This window comes from Bifidobacterium sp. LH_417 (assembly GCF_056357035.1).
The window spans coordinates 14,360-29,620 of the sequence record NZ_JBKEVI010000013.1 but is presented as its reverse complement, the minus strand read 5'-3'; the positions used below and the strand labels follow the sequence as shown (position 1 = coordinate 29,620).

General features: G+C 65.8%; 7 protein-coding genes and 1 pseudogene. 6 read left to right on the top strand and 2 right to left on the bottom strand.

The annotated features are described in order from the left end of the window. Positions 1–38 precede the first annotated feature (38 nt). Positions 39–3,278: an RCC1 domain-containing protein gene (locus tag AC1AYR_RS08305; protein WP_476512270.1), complete on the bottom strand. Its 3,240-nt coding sequence runs from the start codon at positions 3,276–3,278 to the stop codon at positions 39–41. Next, the gene (locus tag AC1AYR_RS08300; protein ID WP_476512269.1) at positions 3,278–3,907 is read right to left on the bottom strand and encodes a hypothetical protein; all 630 of its coding nucleotides are present in this window, start codon (positions 3,905–3,907) and stop codon (positions 3,278–3,280) included. Before AC1AYR_RS08300 ends, AC1AYR_RS08305 begins: the two co-directional genes overlap by 1 nt. A gap of 2,581 nt (positions 3,908–6,488) precedes the next feature. Between AC1AYR_RS08300 and AC1AYR_RS08295 the strand changes: the two genes are divergently transcribed. The 6 genes and pseudogenes from AC1AYR_RS08295 to AC1AYR_RS08270 all read left to right on the top strand — a co-directional run. Beyond that, positions 6,489–7,823: an MFS transporter gene (locus tag AC1AYR_RS08295; RefSeq protein WP_476512298.1), complete on the top strand. Its 1,335-nt coding sequence runs from the start codon at positions 6,489–6,491 to the stop codon at positions 7,821–7,823. Positions 7,824–8,152: 329 nt separating this feature from the next. Next, entirely contained in the window at positions 8,153–9,892 is a 1,740-nt protein-coding gene (locus AC1AYR_RS08290) for an FTR1 family iron permease (protein WP_476512297.1), read from the top strand. A gap of 90 nt (positions 9,893–9,982) precedes the next feature. Further along, the gene (locus AC1AYR_RS08285) at positions 9,983–10,666 is read left to right on the top strand and encodes an iron transporter (protein ID WP_476512268.1); all 684 of its coding nucleotides are present in this window, start codon (positions 9,983–9,985) and stop codon (positions 10,664–10,666) included. Positions 10,667–11,021: 355 nt separating this feature from the next. Next, entirely contained in the window at positions 11,022–12,299 is a 1,278-nt protein-coding gene (locus AC1AYR_RS08280; protein ID WP_476512267.1) for a Fe-S-containing protein, read from the top strand. Between the two features lie 139 nt (positions 12,300–12,438). After that, the gene (locus AC1AYR_RS08275; RefSeq protein ID WP_476512266.1) at positions 12,439–13,770 is read left to right on the top strand and encodes an ABC transporter permease; all 1,332 of its coding nucleotides are present in this window, start codon (positions 12,439–12,441) and stop codon (positions 13,768–13,770) included. 333 nt (positions 13,771–14,103) lie between these two features. After that, positions 14,104–15,216 (top strand): annotated as a pseudogene (locus tag AC1AYR_RS08270) (ABC transporter permease); the annotation flags it as partial. Positions 15,217–15,261 lie beyond the last annotated feature (45 nt).

Below are 15,261 nucleotides of genomic sequence, written 5' to 3'. Positions count from 1 at the left end.
ACCTTCGCGATGCCGGAGATGGCGCGGCCCGCACGCTCCTACTTGGCGCTGACGTTGACGCCCTTGATGATGGTGCCGGCAGAGCTGATGGGCGTGTAGGGCTGGTCGCCGGACTGCTGGTCCGTCGCGAAGTCGAGACGCTGCACCTTGCCGTCGCTCAGCACCACATGGTGATGCGCGATCCGCGAGGCGTTCGAGATGCCCGCCACCTTCTTCGGGCGGTTCCACGAAGGATCGTCGCCGTCGCCCACGCCCCACGTCCATACGGTGCCGTCGGTCTTGAGCGCGTAGGTGAGGCGCCCTCCGAAGCTCATCGACACGTCGCGCACGTCGTCCATCACCTTGACCGGGGTGCTCTTGTGGGAATCGCATGTGCCATCGCCGATCGCGCCGGAGTAGGTGGCGTCCCCGTCCGTGTCGTCGGACGCGCACGCGCCGCCGTTCGTGCCCCAGCCCCACAGGGTGTCGTCCCCGTCGATGGCGTAGCTGGTGTCGGTGCCGTCCTGGCCCATGTCGTTGTCCGTGTAGACCATGCGGATGTCCGACAGGCCATCGACCTTCGTGGCGGTCGGGTCGGATGAGCCGGAGCCGTAGTCGAGCATCCAGACGGAACCGTTCCCGTCGATCAACGCGTCGCCGCCCTCATAGGTGTTCAACAACGCCACGTCGTCGGGGGCGCCGTCGACCGTCCGCACCGTGGCGTCCGCGGGATCGCAGTCACCCTGATCGCAGGCCGTATGCACGACGGAACCGTCGTTCTTCAACGCGACCAGAGTCGTGCCTCCCCACGCCGCGATCGCCTTGACGTCGCCCAATGTGGTGATGCGCACCGGCTCGGTCATCGTGTCGCCCATCGACGTGGAATACCGTTTGCCCCACGTCCACACGGTGCCGTCGTTCTGCAGCGCGTAGTAGGTGCTGCAGCCGAGGGCGACCTGCTTCACGTCGTCCATGCCGATGACCTTCGCCGGAACGTCGGTACCGGAGTAGGTGCCCGAGCTCAGATTCGGCTCGTGCACGCCCGTACCGAGCGAACTCACACCGCACAGCGACGACGTCGACCCCCATGCCCACAACTGCCCGGACGTGTCCACCGCATACCGGGCCGACGTGTTGTCGCCGTAGATCGCCGTGATCTTCGGCAGCCCCTCCACCGTGACGCCGGGTCCGTCGCCCGCGTAGTCGCCGTGCGTATCCCACTCCTTGACGGTGCCGTCCTTCTGCAACGCCATCGCATAGCTGCCTTCGCCGCGCGTGTAGGCGTAGTCGGAAGCGTCGATCACGCCGCCCTGCTTGAACGGGTCGGTGCGGTCGGCGGTCGACTTGTTGCCGCCCGAACCGCTGTCCGAACCGCCGCTCGAACTATCGTCGTCCTCGTATTCGTGGGTGGTGCCGCGGAACGTGAGAATCTCACTGTCGGGGCCGGTGTACAGCTCCGTGCGCACCGGGTCCGACCGGTGGCTGGTGTTGTAGAAACGCGAGTAGTCGGCGTGCAGTTCGTTCGCATAATCGCAGTCGGCCGACGCCCATGAGCTCGGCGACGACAGCATGGTCGCCGTCAGACGCAGCTGCCGCGCCCGTTGCGCCCACTGTTTCGGAATCGCCGATTCGTCGAATTTCCGGTTGACCTCGTCGCGGTTCAGGTCGGTCAGCCCCTGATGGGCCTTGTTGGTGCCGAGATAATACTCGTTCCGACGCAGACCGTACAGCAGATCGTAGAAGCGCATCATCGAACGCACCGCCAGCAGATAGTACGTGCGGGCGAGATCGACCTCCGTCATATCCACGCCGCTTTGCGCGCGCAGGCAGTTCGACCAATGCCGGCCCGCCTCCGCGTACGCGATCGTCGCGATGTTGATGAGCTGGTTGGCCGTCGTGCCGTCATCGCCAGCCTTGAGCAGGTTCTTGAGCCCCGGCGTGAACGACGCCGTGGTGAGCGCCAGCTTGTAGCCGCCCATGACCGCCTTCACATACGGGATCTTGCCGGTCACATAGTCGGAAGCCTTGCCGGCGAGCTTGTCGTTGACCTGGTTCTTCACATACTCCTGCAACGGTTTGCGTGAACTGTCCGCCATCTTCTTCGCGCGCTTCTTGTAGTTCGCGACGAGCTTGCGGGAGTCCTTGTCCGCCAATCCGCTTTCATCGACCTTCTGCAGGGCGTCGAGCTGGCTGAGATAGCCGGACGAGACGCTGCCGGCCGTGTCCATCGCGTTGAGGTAAGAGAGCATGCCGCTTACCGCGGTGCCCGCCTTGTCCATGCCCTTCGTGATCGTGTCGAGTTGCTCGATCCTGTACGCCTGTTTCGTGGTCAGGCGCTTGCGCATGATGCCGACGCTGCCCGATTTCGTGACGGCCGCGATCCGCTTGCTTGCCTCCTCGGCCAGCTCGTCCATGTTCGCGGCGTCGAGGCCGGTCTGCAGATACCGGTTCAGATTGGTGTAGGTCTTGCCGACGTCGTTGATGTAGTCCACCCACTCCTCGTCGGCTTCCTCGTCATCCGGCACGGCGGAGAAATCGTCGGTGAGCAGCGACTCGAACGCCATGTCCGCTGCCTTCTGGCTGTACGTGGTGCCGAGCTTGGGTACGAGCATCGACGTGTCGAAATGCTTGAGCGCGAAGACGAACGTGTACATGCCGCTGTAGTCGGCGTCGTCCGGGTCGCTCGACTCGTCGCCGCCGTTGAGCAGCGCGCTCGCGCTCGCCACGTCGGAGCCAAGCGCGTCGAAGCCCTCCATCATCGTCCAGAACGTCGCCTTCGGCGCGTCGATGATGAGCATCGTCTCATCCTTGTTCATCGTCCAACCCGCGTTGGCGAGGTACAGCGTCTGCCCCAGGGGCAGCAACACGCCCAGCTCCTCGGTCTCCAACGTGCGCATCGGGAAAGCGTCCTGCACGATCGGGATGCGTTCGACGCCGCCAGCGTCGTCGCTGCGCGTGAGGTACACGTTCGCATAGCCGAGCCGGCGCGACACGTCGATGGTGTACCAGCCGCGCCGGAACGTGACCGTCATCGGCGTGACGGTCACGTCCATGCCGGTCACGGTCGCGATGTCGGAGGGTTTCGCGTAGAGACGCGCGTTGTCGACGATGCCCACGTCCATCGTGTGCAGGTCCGATGCCGAGTCGAGCATCGCGCCGACGTTGAGTCTCGCGATGGAGATGCTTTGGATGTCGCTTGCCGAAGCCGTCGCTGCCGGCGCGGCGATGGTGAGCACGGCGACGATGGCGGCGATGATCGGGCGCAACATCGCGCGGATACGGCGGCTTGCGGCGGTCATCATTGCGCCTTCCCGTCGGAGTCGGCGGCACTGTTCGCCGGATTCGCCGTGTAGTCGGGCAGGCCGCCGAGCAGCGCGTTCGACAGGTCGGCGGTCATCGTCACCTTCCATGAACCGTCCTGTTCGACGAGCTGCATGGTGACGTCGTAGGCTTTCGTCGGTGCGTTCGCGGCGGCGAGTTTGTCGGTGAAGATCGATGTCGCCTGCCGTTCCGCCTTGCGTGCGTCGGCGCCTTGGCCGGAGCCCGCCTTCGCCGCCGCCTCGGCGTACTGCTTCATGAACGTCGTGTCCGTGGCGATGCTCGCGAAGTCGACGTTGGTGATGGTCGCGCGGATCGTGCACGTGCCGGAACAGAAGAGGCCGTTGTCGTGCACGTCGTAGGACATGTGCGTGCGCATCGCCGTGGTCATGCCGCCGAGCGCGACCGAGGCGCCGGTGCCGTTCGCGGCGAGCAGGTTTGTGAAGGCGGCCTCGTCGCCGTCGCGGTATGCGGCGAGCAGGTCGGAGGCGGCGCCCGAGGGGCCGTGGGCGACGTGTGACCGGTAGAGCAGGAATCCGTCGAACGCCAGCAGCACGACGATGATTGCGGCGATCGCGGCGATGATGCGTTTCACCGGGCGTCGTTTCATGCGTGCGGCGGGCTGTCCTGCCGGTGTTGGTGCGGGGGATTGTGTGAGTGCGGGCGCGGTGGATTGCGTGGGTGTGGGGGATTGCGTGGGTGTGGGTGTGGGTGTGGGGGATTGCGTAGGTGTCGGGGATTGCGCGGGTGCGGGTGCCGGTGTGGGGGATTGCGTGGGTGTGGGGGATTGCGCGGGTGCGGGTGAGGGTGTCGGGGATTGCGCTGGCGGGGCATACGGTTGCGGTCGCTGTGGCCGTTGCGGCATCGACGGTTGCGGGCGCTCCGGAATCGACGGATGATTCGGCTGGATCGGCTGATTCGGCTGGGCTGGTTGGGGCAGCTGATTCGGCTGGGCTGGTTGGGGCGGCTGAGTGGGCTGAGTGGGCTGAGTTGGCTGGAATGGCTGGGTACTGCGCTGATCGTCCATGATGCGCTTCCTTAGCGTCGGCTCGTCTTCTCGTGCTCCCTATTATATGGGCGGGTATACGGGTGGGGCGTTGCGATGCGGTGTCGGCGCAGCGGAAGGAGTGTTCCGAGGGCGGATGCGGGGTGCCTCCGCCCCTGCGCTCCTCCCTGCGTCTCCGACCATGCGGCCCAGCTCTCGTCTTTGGCGCAACCGCCAGCCGTCGTCGTCGTATGATCATGTGGTTCCGTCCCTCGTGTCTCCCCTCCCGCTGGAGGGGAGGTGGCGTGTGCGAGCGTCCCTCGTGTTTTCCTCCCGCTGGCGGGAGGTGGCGCGTAGCGCCGGAGGGTGGTTGCCGGGAAGGCCGGGATTCCATTCCTTTCCTTGGGGCATTGACTGGCCCGCGGCCCGGAGCCGCTATTCCCGCCCCGGCAGGACGATGCGCCGTATCCGCACCGGCGTCACAAATCCCGGAGAACGACGGCTTCTTCCGGGATTTCTGACGCTGAGTCATTCCCAGCGTCACATATCCCGGAGATGAGCGGCTTCGTCCGGAATCTGGGATGCTGGGTCCTTCTCAGCGTCCCGGGTTCGGGAGGACGGCTCCGTCGTCCGGGATTTGTGACGCTGAGTCATGCACCCCCGCTGGTCGGCGTCACATATCCCGGGAATAAACGGCTTCATCCGGGATTTCTGACGCCGGGATGGGGCGAGCGGACAGGGAACGGTCTCCCGGGGTGATGCGGACAGCCGGCCTTCGGACCTGGGGATGTCCCTGTGCTCCACAACAGCGCGTGAGGATGGTGTTGTGGCACGGTGGTGCGCCACAACACGGCCGTGGGAGGCGGTTCGTGGGAGTTGTGGCGCGTTGTGGGGGTCTGTCTGCTCCACGACGCGCGGTGGGAGCGATACCGTCGGCTGTTGTGGAGCGGTCCCGCTCCACAACAGGGGCGGGAGCCGGGATTGCGGGGAGTTGTGGCGCGCTTTACGGGCTGGGAACGCTGGAAACAGGGGTTCTCGCGGGGGTCGAGGCGGGAGGCTGCTCCACAACAGGCTCTCCGACATGTGTTGTGGAGCAGACCCGGCCGGGATGCGGGACGTAGGACGCGGGGTATGGGGCCTAGGGTGCGGGAGCGGGGTGTGGGGAGCCGCGCGCCGCACGCGCCCGCCGCACGCATCCTGGAACGGCCGGCCCATGTCTGAACGACCAGCCGGCCCACGTCTGAAAACGGCCGGTCTCGCGCCCGAACCGGCCAGCCCAGCATCGGCGAACGTATCGGGTTGCGGCCCGCGACCACCTTCCGGCGCTGCGCGCCACCTCCCGCCAGCGGGAGGAAAATACCAATCATCCCGCAGTACATCCGCAACCTGACCGCCACCTCCCGCCAGCGGGAGGGGAGAAGAACTGGCCTGCACACCCCCAAGCGATCGGCCCGCGCCTGAAACGATCGGCCCGCGCCTGAAACGATTGGCCCGCGCCCGAAACGGCCGGTCCGCGACCGGACTGACCGGCCCCGCGCTGGGAATCCGTGGCGCGCCACCCGCGACAGTCACCCGCGCGAGGTTGTGCGCCGACCGACAACCTTGGAGGGGAATCCCAGCATTTCCGCCATGCGATCACCGGTCCGGCGCCACTGCCACGTGACCACCCTCCGGCGCTGCGCGCCACCTCCCGCCAGCGGGAGGGGAGAGGAGCTGGCCTGCACACGCCCCGAAATGACCGGTCTGCGCCCGGACCGACTGGCACCGCACCGGTGGACGCATCGGATTCCAATCCGTGACCACCCTCTGGCGCTGCGCGCCACCTCCCGCCATCGGGAGGGGGATGACGATTGCCCCGCAGTGCGTTTGTAGCTTGATTGGTGTGTTCCGCCAGCGGGAGGGGGGGATGAAACCACGACTGCACGGCCATGCGCATCACCATGCAAAGAACTGGTCTACCGCATCGTATGCGGCGTGTATGCGGCGTCTTCGGCAGAACGCGCGTATCGCGTCAAGAGTCGGCTGCGTCGCGGCGTGAGGCATGTTGATGGGGATGGGTGTTACTATTGACACAGTGTCAATGACGTCACGGAGGTAGTTAATGATGGATGACGCGACAACGGGCGGACGCCGGTCCGCGGGAACGGGTGACGGCGGACGGGTGACCGCAGGCAAGACGACGGTGAGGAATCTGCCGCAGTCGAAGATCATGGCGTTCGCGGTCGGCCAGTTCGGCTGGGCGCTGCTGAGCGGCATCATCTCGAACTGGCTCGTCTACTTCTATCAGCCGGACAACGAGACCATCGCCCAAGGCCAGACCGTGTTCGTGCCGCAGGGGCTCGCCGTGCTCGGCGTCGTCACCGTGGTGGGCGGCATCACCGCGTTCGCCCGCTTCTTCGACGCGTTCATCGACCCCGCCGTCGCCTCCCTCTCTGACCGCTGCGACGCGCGCGCCGGCCGCCGCATGCCGTTCCTCAAGTTCGCGGCCCTCCCGCTCGCGCTCGTCACCGTGCTCGTCTTCTGGAGTCCGGTCAACGGCACGAGCTGGGCGAACGCGGCCGTGCTGTTCGTCACCGTGATCGGCTACTACATCGCGCTCACCTTCTACTGCACGCCCTACAACGCGCTCATCGCCGAGCTCGGCCACGATTCCAAGCAGCAGCTCGCCATCTCCACCGCCATCTCGTTCACGTGGGTGTTCGGCACGGCCGTCGCCTACGTCGCGCCCGTCATCTGGGGCGGATTCGTGCCGACGCTCGGCCGCGTGGATGCGATCCGCGTCACGTTCACGATCATGGCGGCGGTCGCGTTCGTGTGCATGCTCGTGCCGCCGCTCGCCATCCGCGAGAAGGACTACGTCGATTCGCAGCCCACGTCCGAATCGACGGTCGAATCATTGAAGCAGACGTTCGGCGACGGCGAATTCCGCAAGTTCGTCTGCTCCGACGTCGTCTACTGGGTGGCGATCACCACGTTCCAGACCGGCCTGCCGTTCTTCGTGACCTCGCTGCTGAAACTCCCCGAGACCACGACCACCGTCTACTTCGTCTTGATGACCGGCGTCTCCGTGCTGTTCTACGTGCCCGTCAACCTGCTTGCCAATCGGGTGGGCAAGAAGCGGCTGCTGCTCGTCGCGTTCGTGATCTTCACCTGCGCGTTCGCGTTCGCCGGCGCGCTCGGCTCGGCGGCGGTCGCGTTCATCCCGCCGATGGCGCAGGGCATCGTGCTGTCCGTCGCGGGCGCGATCCCGATGGCCGCGTTCGGCATCCTGCCGCAGGCCATCGTCGCCAACATCGCCGACGCCAGTTCGAAGACCACCGGTCAGGACCGGCAGGGCATGTTCTACGCGGCACGCACGTTCGCAATGAAGATGGGCCAATCCGTCGCAATGCTCCTGTTCACCGGAGTCTCCACGATCGGCATGGCATCCGGCACCGGCTACCGCATCGCCGCCGTGTGCGCCGCCATCCTGTGCGGCATCGGCGGCGTGGTCTTCGCCTTCTACGACGAACGCAAGGTCCTCGCCGTGCTCGAACGCTGACCGCCGGTCCGGCGCGGACAGTCACGGCGACGGTGTTCCGCGATGTGGACGCAAGGCGGGCGATGGCGCGGCCTGTTCGCGATATGAGACATCGCGAGCGGTGCCGCGCCCGCCTGAATGTGGCGGAATCGTGGTGAAACCGTGGTTCCCGATGATGATTCAGCGTTTCAGACGGCGACTACCTCAGAACAATCCAAAAATCAAGACTGTTGTTCCAGGAATTTTTTCTCTATCGTTCTGAGAGATTGCGAAATAAGAGAGGAAGCCCTGGAATGTCCACGTTGCTCAATCGTGCCCCGGCGAAGCTTGTCGCGCTCGCCGGCGCGTTGATGATGATCGTGGTGATGGCCGTGACGCCGTTCGCCGCCGTCCCGCAGACCGCGACCGCCGCGGACTCCAGCTCGTCCTCCTCGTCGTCCGGCCTGTCTTCCGCCACCAAGAGCGCCACCGACTACAAGACCTGGTCCGCCGTGGCCGAGGCGATGGCCGAACAGCTGCAGGACGGCCAGAAGGAGTACGAGGACGGCAACACGTCCGGCGCGACCTCCGACTTCATGGCCGCGTACAACTCGATCTACGTCGCCTCCAACTTCACCGCCGTCGTGAACTCCACAATCGGCGCGGACAAGCAGTCCGCCCAGCAGCAGGCGTTCCAGGACATCCAGAACCTCTCCTACGTGCCCGGCAACAACGACGAGCTCGACCAGAAGATCACCGCGCTCGTCGCCGACCTCGACGCCACCGCGCAGCAGCTCGACGCGAACACCGGGCTCGCCAAGCCGAAGGAGTACGCGAAGGCGCTGCAGGCTCAGCTCGACAAGGAGCGCAAGGAGCTCGACGCCAAAAAGAAGAAGAACCCGGGCAAGGGCAACCGCTCCTGGACCGACGTGGCCAACGAGATGCTCCCGATTCTCGACAACGCGTACAAGGCGTACGAGAAGGGCGACGGTGCCAAGGGCGCCACCCTCGTCAACAACGCGTATTACCAGTACTACGAGAAGCTCGGCTTCGAGAAGAACGTGATGAACGCGATTTCCGGCAACCGCGTCTCGCAGGTCGAATACCAGTTCAAGATGTGCCGTTCGGCGATGAACAAGGGCAAGGATCTGAAGTCCACGAAGAAGCTCGTCGACGACCTCAAGGCCATGCTCGTCAAGGACGCCGGCATCCTCGACGGCGGTGCCGCCGACAAGGAGGGCGGCTTCACGAAGTTCATCACCAGCGCCGTCGGCCAGGCGTTCCTCATCCTCATCCGCGAGGGTCTTGAGGCGCTGCTCGTCGTCGCCGCCGTGATCGCCTACCTCGTCAAGTCCGGCAACAAGCGCTTCACCAAGTGGATCTATCTGGGCGTCGTCGTCGGCCTCGCCGGCTCCGGCATCATCGCCGTGATCTTCACGCTCCTGTTCGGCGGCTCCGGCCCGCAGCAGGAGATCATGGAGGGCGTGTGCGCACTGATCGCCATGGGCATGCTCCTGTGGACCAGCAACTGGATGCTCAACAAGTCGAGCGTCGAGGCGTGGAACCGCTACATCCGCACCAAGACCGAGGCGGCCGTCAAGTCCGTCTCCGAACAGGTCGAGGCCGGCGAGAAGGTGGCGTTCGGCACGATCGTCTCGCTCGCCATGCTGAGCTTCCTCGCCGTGTTCCGCGAGGGCGCCGAGACCGTGATCTTCTACCAGTCCATCTACTCGATGAGCCAGGATTCGAAGGGCATGTGGACGGGCGGCATCGCCGCGGCAGTCGTGCTGGTGATCATCTTCCTGATCATCCGCTTCACCTCCGTGAAGATTCCGATCGGCCCGTTCTTCCTCGTCACGTCGATCCTGATGTCCGTGCTGGTCGTCGTCTTCGCCGGCGGCGGCGTGCACGCGCTCATCGAAGGCGACCTGCTGCCCGCCATCTATCTGGACGGCGTGCCGACGAACGACTGGCTCGGCTTCTACCCGTACGTCGAGTGCATCGTCGCGCAGGTGCTCGCGGCCGTCGCCGTGATCGCGCTGTTCGTGGTCGGCTTCGCCAAGCAGCGCAAGCTCAAGGCGTCCGCCGCGAAGGCCGATTCCACCAAGTAAGACTTTCCCGAGTAATCGATAATTCAACCAACAAGCTGTGAAGTCCCTTTCGTGAGGTCCCCTTCACTCCCACAAGAAAAGGATAGAGAAATGATGAAGAACAAGAAGATCGCCGCCCTGCTCGGCGTGCTGCTCGCCGGTTCGATGGCGTTCTCGCTGGCCGCCTGCGGCTCCTCCAACGACACCTCCTCCGCCAAGTCGGACTCCTCCTCGCAGTCCTCCGGCTCCGGCTCCGATTCCTCCGCCTCCGATTCGGGCGCCGGCTTCGAAGAGGTCCCGGTCGGCCCGTCCGGTACCGCCGAGGAGCAGGATCAGGAAGTCGGCCCGCTGACCGTCGGCGCCGTCTACTTCCAGCCGATCGACATGGAGCCGTCCTCCATGGGCCTCAAGGCCGCGGACGCCTCCTTCCACCTCGAGGCCGACATCCACGCCAACAAGAAGGGCACCGAGCTCGGCTACGGCAAGGGCAACTTCATCCCGGACCTGACCGTCAACTACACGATCATCGACAAGTCCACCGGCAAGGAAGTCGAGGGCGGCACCGCCACCTCCGGCACCTTCATGCAGATGAACGCCTCCGACGGCCCGCACTACGGCGCCAACGTCAAGCTCGACAAGGCCGGCACCTACCAGCTGAAGCTCTCGATCGAGTCCCCGGCCAAGAAGGGCTGGATGCTCCACGTCGACCCGGAGACCGGCGTCAAGGGCCACTTCTGGACCGAGCCGCTCGAAGTCACCTTCGACAACTGGGAGTACACGCCGCGTCAGTGGTGATTTCCGTAGGAAATCACCACGGCGGAGTGGCCGAGCCGTGAAGCGAACAGCCGTTCGCGTAAGCGAACGTCCGTTATTCGCCGGTGATGCCTCCCTCTGACGAGGGAGGTGGCATCGCGAAGCGATGACGGAGGGAGAGAAGAAGAGCGGCGCAAGCCGCGGAGAACACGGTATCGGCCGAAGGCCGATTCCCTCTCATCACGGCTGCCGCCGCGGTCTCTCCCCCAGTCGGCTTCGCCGACAGCCCCCTCGTCAGAGGGGGCTTCAGTCCGTTTTGCGGTAATCTCTCCCTCAGTCCGCCTATGGCGGTCAGCTCCCTCATCGCAGGGAGTCGCATACAATCGAAAGGGCGCGAATGCTGGAACAATTCGTTGCGGTGATGCCGGGGACGCTGGCACCCGCGTTGCTGGTCATGTGCCTGAGCGTGACGCTCACGGTCGGCGAAGGCAAGGACAAACCGTTCAGCGCCCACTGGCGTCTCTACGGCCTCCTCTTCGGCACGGTCGCGGCCATCGTGTTCGCCGCCCTACGCGCCACCGCCGTCATCAACCAGCGCACCTTCGTCAACCAGCCGGTGCTCACCGTGGCCGTCATCGTCGACGTGCTCGCCATCGTGGCCGTCATCGCCGGGCACTGGATTACCACGGACTGGCGCAGGCACGCGCCGCTCATGCACGCGGCCAACGCGGTCGGCGCCCTCGCCATCGCGCTCACCGTCTTCTACGCGCTGCCCGACGTGATCCTTCAGCTCACGATCTGGGTGGAGCCGGGCGAGACCGCGTTCACCTCGGCGATGCTGCTGCGCGCGCTCGGCTTCGTGCTCGGCGTCGTCATGTCCGTCATCGTCGCGGCTATCTTCCGCACGATGCGCAACACCGCCGTGCGGCCCGCGTTCACCGCGGCCGCGGCGGCGATGATGGCGATCCTGTTCGTCCAGCATGCGACCGGACTCTTGCAGATCATCCAGGCGCACTCGCTGTTCTTCCCGCACTTCCTGTTCCAGCCGCTCGTCTGGTCCATCAACCACAACACGCAGATGATCATCGCGCAAGGCGTCGTGTTCGCCGTCCCCGCCGTCGCGTCGATCGTCGCCGGCTTCCGCACGCCGACGAAACCGCGCGACGGCGAGAACGAGGCCGACGTGCGACGGCACAAGGCGTTCCGCCGTCGTGCCGTCGCCGCGGCCGTGTGGAGTCTCGTCGCCGCGATCGGCGTGACCGTGACGCTCACCGCGGGCGTCGCCGCGACCACGCGCACGATCACGCTCTCGCCGCCGGAAGCGTATTCGCTCAAGGACGGCGTGGCGACGATCCCGTTCAGCCAGGTCGAGGACGGGCATCTGCACCGCTTCGAATACAAGGCGAAGGACGGCACGTCGATGCGGTTCATCATCATCAAGAAGAACGGCGGCGCGTACGGCATCGGCCTCGACGCGTGCGAGAACTGCGGCGACGCCGGCTACTACGAGAAGGACGGCAAGATCATCTGCAAGAAGTGCGAGGTCGCGATCAACCTGGCGACCATCGGATTCAAGGGCGGATGCAACCCGATCCCGTTCCCGTACAAGACCGGCAACGGCAAGATCACGATCCACACCGCCGACCTGGACGCCCTGAGCGCCCACTTCCAGTGAGGAGAATCGCCATGGGGAACATCGTTTTCGGCCCCCTCTGGAGGGGGCTGTCGGCAAAGCCGACTGAGGGAGGTCGTCGGGCAACCACCCACCGTCATGCCGCGCATGACACCTCCCGCCGGCGGGAGGTGAGGTAGTCATGTTCTTTCTGCGAATGATCGCGCGGTCGTTCACGCGTCAGTTGCGGCGACGGCTGCTCATCGCCCTCACCGTGTGCCTGTCGGCCACGGTGAGCGTGGCGATGCTCGGCGTCGTGTTCGACGTGGGCGACAAGCTCAACGCCGAACTGTCGACGTACGGCTCGAACATCACCGTGCAGCCGAAGTCGGACGCCGTCGTCTCCGACCTGTACAACACGGATGGCGCGACGGGCGGCGCGGCCGCCGAATCCGACCCGACGTCGTTCCTCAAGGAGTCCGACGCGGCGAAGATCAAGACGATCTTCTGGGCGTTCAACATCACGAACTTCGCGCCGCAGCTCAACGTGCACGCCGAGGTCGCGGGGGCGAACGGCGGCGGACCGTCGGTCAACGCGCCGATCGTCGGCACGTGGTTCAACAAGACGCTGAAGCTCGAATCCGGCGAGACCACCGTCGTGGGCGTCGAGGGCATGCGCTCGTGGTGGACGCTCGACGGCACTTGGCCGAAGGACGATTCCGACCAGGGCGTGATCGGCACGACGCTCGCGCAGCAGCTCGGCGTCAAGCGCGGCGACACGGTCACGCTCACCAAGAAGACCGCGTCCGGGCAGACGCACACGCAGAAGATCCGCCTGACCGGCGTCTACGATTCCGGCGACGACGAGAACGGTTCGCTGTACATCGCCTCGTCCACCGCGCAGGTGCTCGCCGACCTGCCCGATTCGATCGACAAGATCGAAGTGAAGGCGCTCACCACGCCGGAGAACGATCTGGCGCGCAAGGCCGCGAAGAACCCGGCCGCGCTGAGCCAGGACGAGTGGGAGACCTGGTACTGCACCGCCTACCCGAGCTCGATCGCCTACCAGATCGAAGAGGTGATTCCGGGGGCGGTCGCCAAGCAGGTGCGTCAGGTCGCCGCGTTGCAGGGCAACGTCCTGCAGAAGACTCAGGCCGTGATGATCCTGATGACGGTGCTGAGTTTGATCGCCGCCGCCGTGGCCGTCGCGAACCTGATGGTCGCGTCGATCGGCGAGCGGTCCAGCGAACTCGCGCTGCTCAAGGCGATCGGCGCGACCGACGGCGCGGTCTCCCGCCTGATGATGGCGGAGACGGCGACCGTCTCGATGCTTGGCGCGGTGGTCGGCGCAGGACTCGGTTCGGGCGTCGCGCAGATCATCGGGCAGGTGGTGTTCGGCTCGGGCATCACGATGCGTCCGATGGTGTTCGTGCTTGTGTTCGTGCTGCTCGCGCTCACGGTCGCGTTGGCCTCCGCCTCGTCGATCCGCTCGATTCTGAGTCTCAAGCCCGCGGAGGTGCTCCATGGCCGCTGATCGTCGTGTTTGCTGGAATCGTGAAGGAGGTTTGCGATGACGAATACCGGCATGTTCTTCCGGATGCTGTTCAGCGCCGTGTTCCGCCGCCGTTCGCGCGCGGTCATGGCGGTCATCGCGTCGATGGTCGGCGCGGCCACGCTGTTCTGCCTGGCGATGATCTGCATCGCCGTGCCGCAGCAGATGAACCAGGAGATGCGCGCGTACGGCGCGAACCTCATCGTCACGCCCACCGGTGATTCCGGTTCGTCTGATTCCGGCGATTCCGGTTCGTCCGGTTCCGCCGACGCCGCGGGTTCCGCCGACGCCGCGGGTTCCGCCGACGCGAAATCCACCGGCATCGACGCGGCGATGGTGAAGCACACCACCGAGATGGTCGCGGCGAAGGGCTCGCAGAAGCACGCGACCTACCGCTACGAGAACGTGCGCGTCAACGCCGCACCGTACGTGATGGCCGGCGTGGACGCCGCCGCCGTGCGCAACCTCAACCATCATTGGGTGGTGGACGGCTCCTGGCCGACCGCCGGCAAGGTGCTCGTCGGCCGCGACGTCGCCGATGCGATGGGTCTCAAGGTCGGCGGCTCGATTACCATCGGCTACCGCGCCTCCGACAACGCGTCCTCTTCCTCGACCTCCTCTGACGAGGGGACTGCCTCGAGCAGCGGAACCGGGGGAGAGGCCACCACGGAAGGTGCCACGGGTGCCACGGGCGCTACCGCCGAATCGCCCGAATCGGACGCCGCCGCGCAGTCTTCCCAGTCGTCGCAGCAGATGCGCGACGGCCGCGTCAACAGCGACATCATGGACACCACCGGAACCGAGTTCCGCGTGGCCGGCATCGTCGATACCGGCGGCAGCGAGGACTCCATCATCTACGCGACCAACGCCGACGTCGACAAGCTCACCGGCGTGCAGCGCGGCGTGGACGTCATCGAATACTCGTCGGGCGCGAGCGACCTGAACGCGCTCGTCACCAGCATCAACGACATGACGTCGATGCACGTCAAGGCGCAGCAGGTCACCAAGATCACCGCGTCGGACACGCGCATCATCACGATGTTGCAGACGCTGTTTTGGATCGTCTCGCTCGTCGTGCTCGTGCTCACACTCGTCGGCGTCGGCACGACCATCAGCTCGATCGTCTCGCAGCGGCGCAACGAGATCGGTCTGCGCAAGGCGCTCGGCGCGAGCTCCGCCGCGATCGGCGTGGAGTTCTACGTCGAATCCGCGATGTACGGCCTGATCGGCGGCCTCGTCGGCACGGCGATCGGCTACGGGCTTGCCAGCTGGCTGTGCGTCGCCGTGTTCGAACGCGCGATCGCGTTCAACTGGGCGCTCGGCGTGGCGTCCGTGCTGCTCGCCGCGCTCGTCGCCGTCGTCGCCTCCATCCCGCCCGTCCACCGCGCCACCCGCATCGACCCCGCCATCGTGCTTCGCGAAGAGTAGCCCCTCTCCGCTCCCCTTGAGGGGAGCTGGCTGCGAAGCGGACTG

Coding starts and splice junctions, on each gene's coding strand:
- AC1AYR_RS08300 (WP_476512269.1), bottom strand. CDS start 3,907: ATGAAACGACGCCCGGTGAAACGCATCATCGCCGCGATCGCCGCAATC.
- AC1AYR_RS08305 (WP_476512270.1), bottom strand. CDS start 3,278: ATGACCGCCGCAAGCCGCCGTATCCGCGCGATGTTGCGCCCGATCATC.
- AC1AYR_RS08290 (WP_476512297.1), top strand. CDS start 8,153: ATGATGATCGTGGTGATGGCCGTGACGCCGTTCGCCGCCGTCCCGCAG.
- AC1AYR_RS08275 (WP_476512266.1), top strand. CDS start 12,439: ATGTTCTTTCTGCGAATGATCGCGCGGTCGTTCACGCGTCAGTTGCGG.
- AC1AYR_RS08285 (WP_476512268.1), top strand. CDS start 9,983: ATGATGAAGAACAAGAAGATCGCCGCCCTGCTCGGCGTGCTGCTCGCC.
- AC1AYR_RS08280 (WP_476512267.1), top strand. CDS start 11,022: ATGCTGGAACAATTCGTTGCGGTGATGCCGGGGACGCTGGCACCCGCG.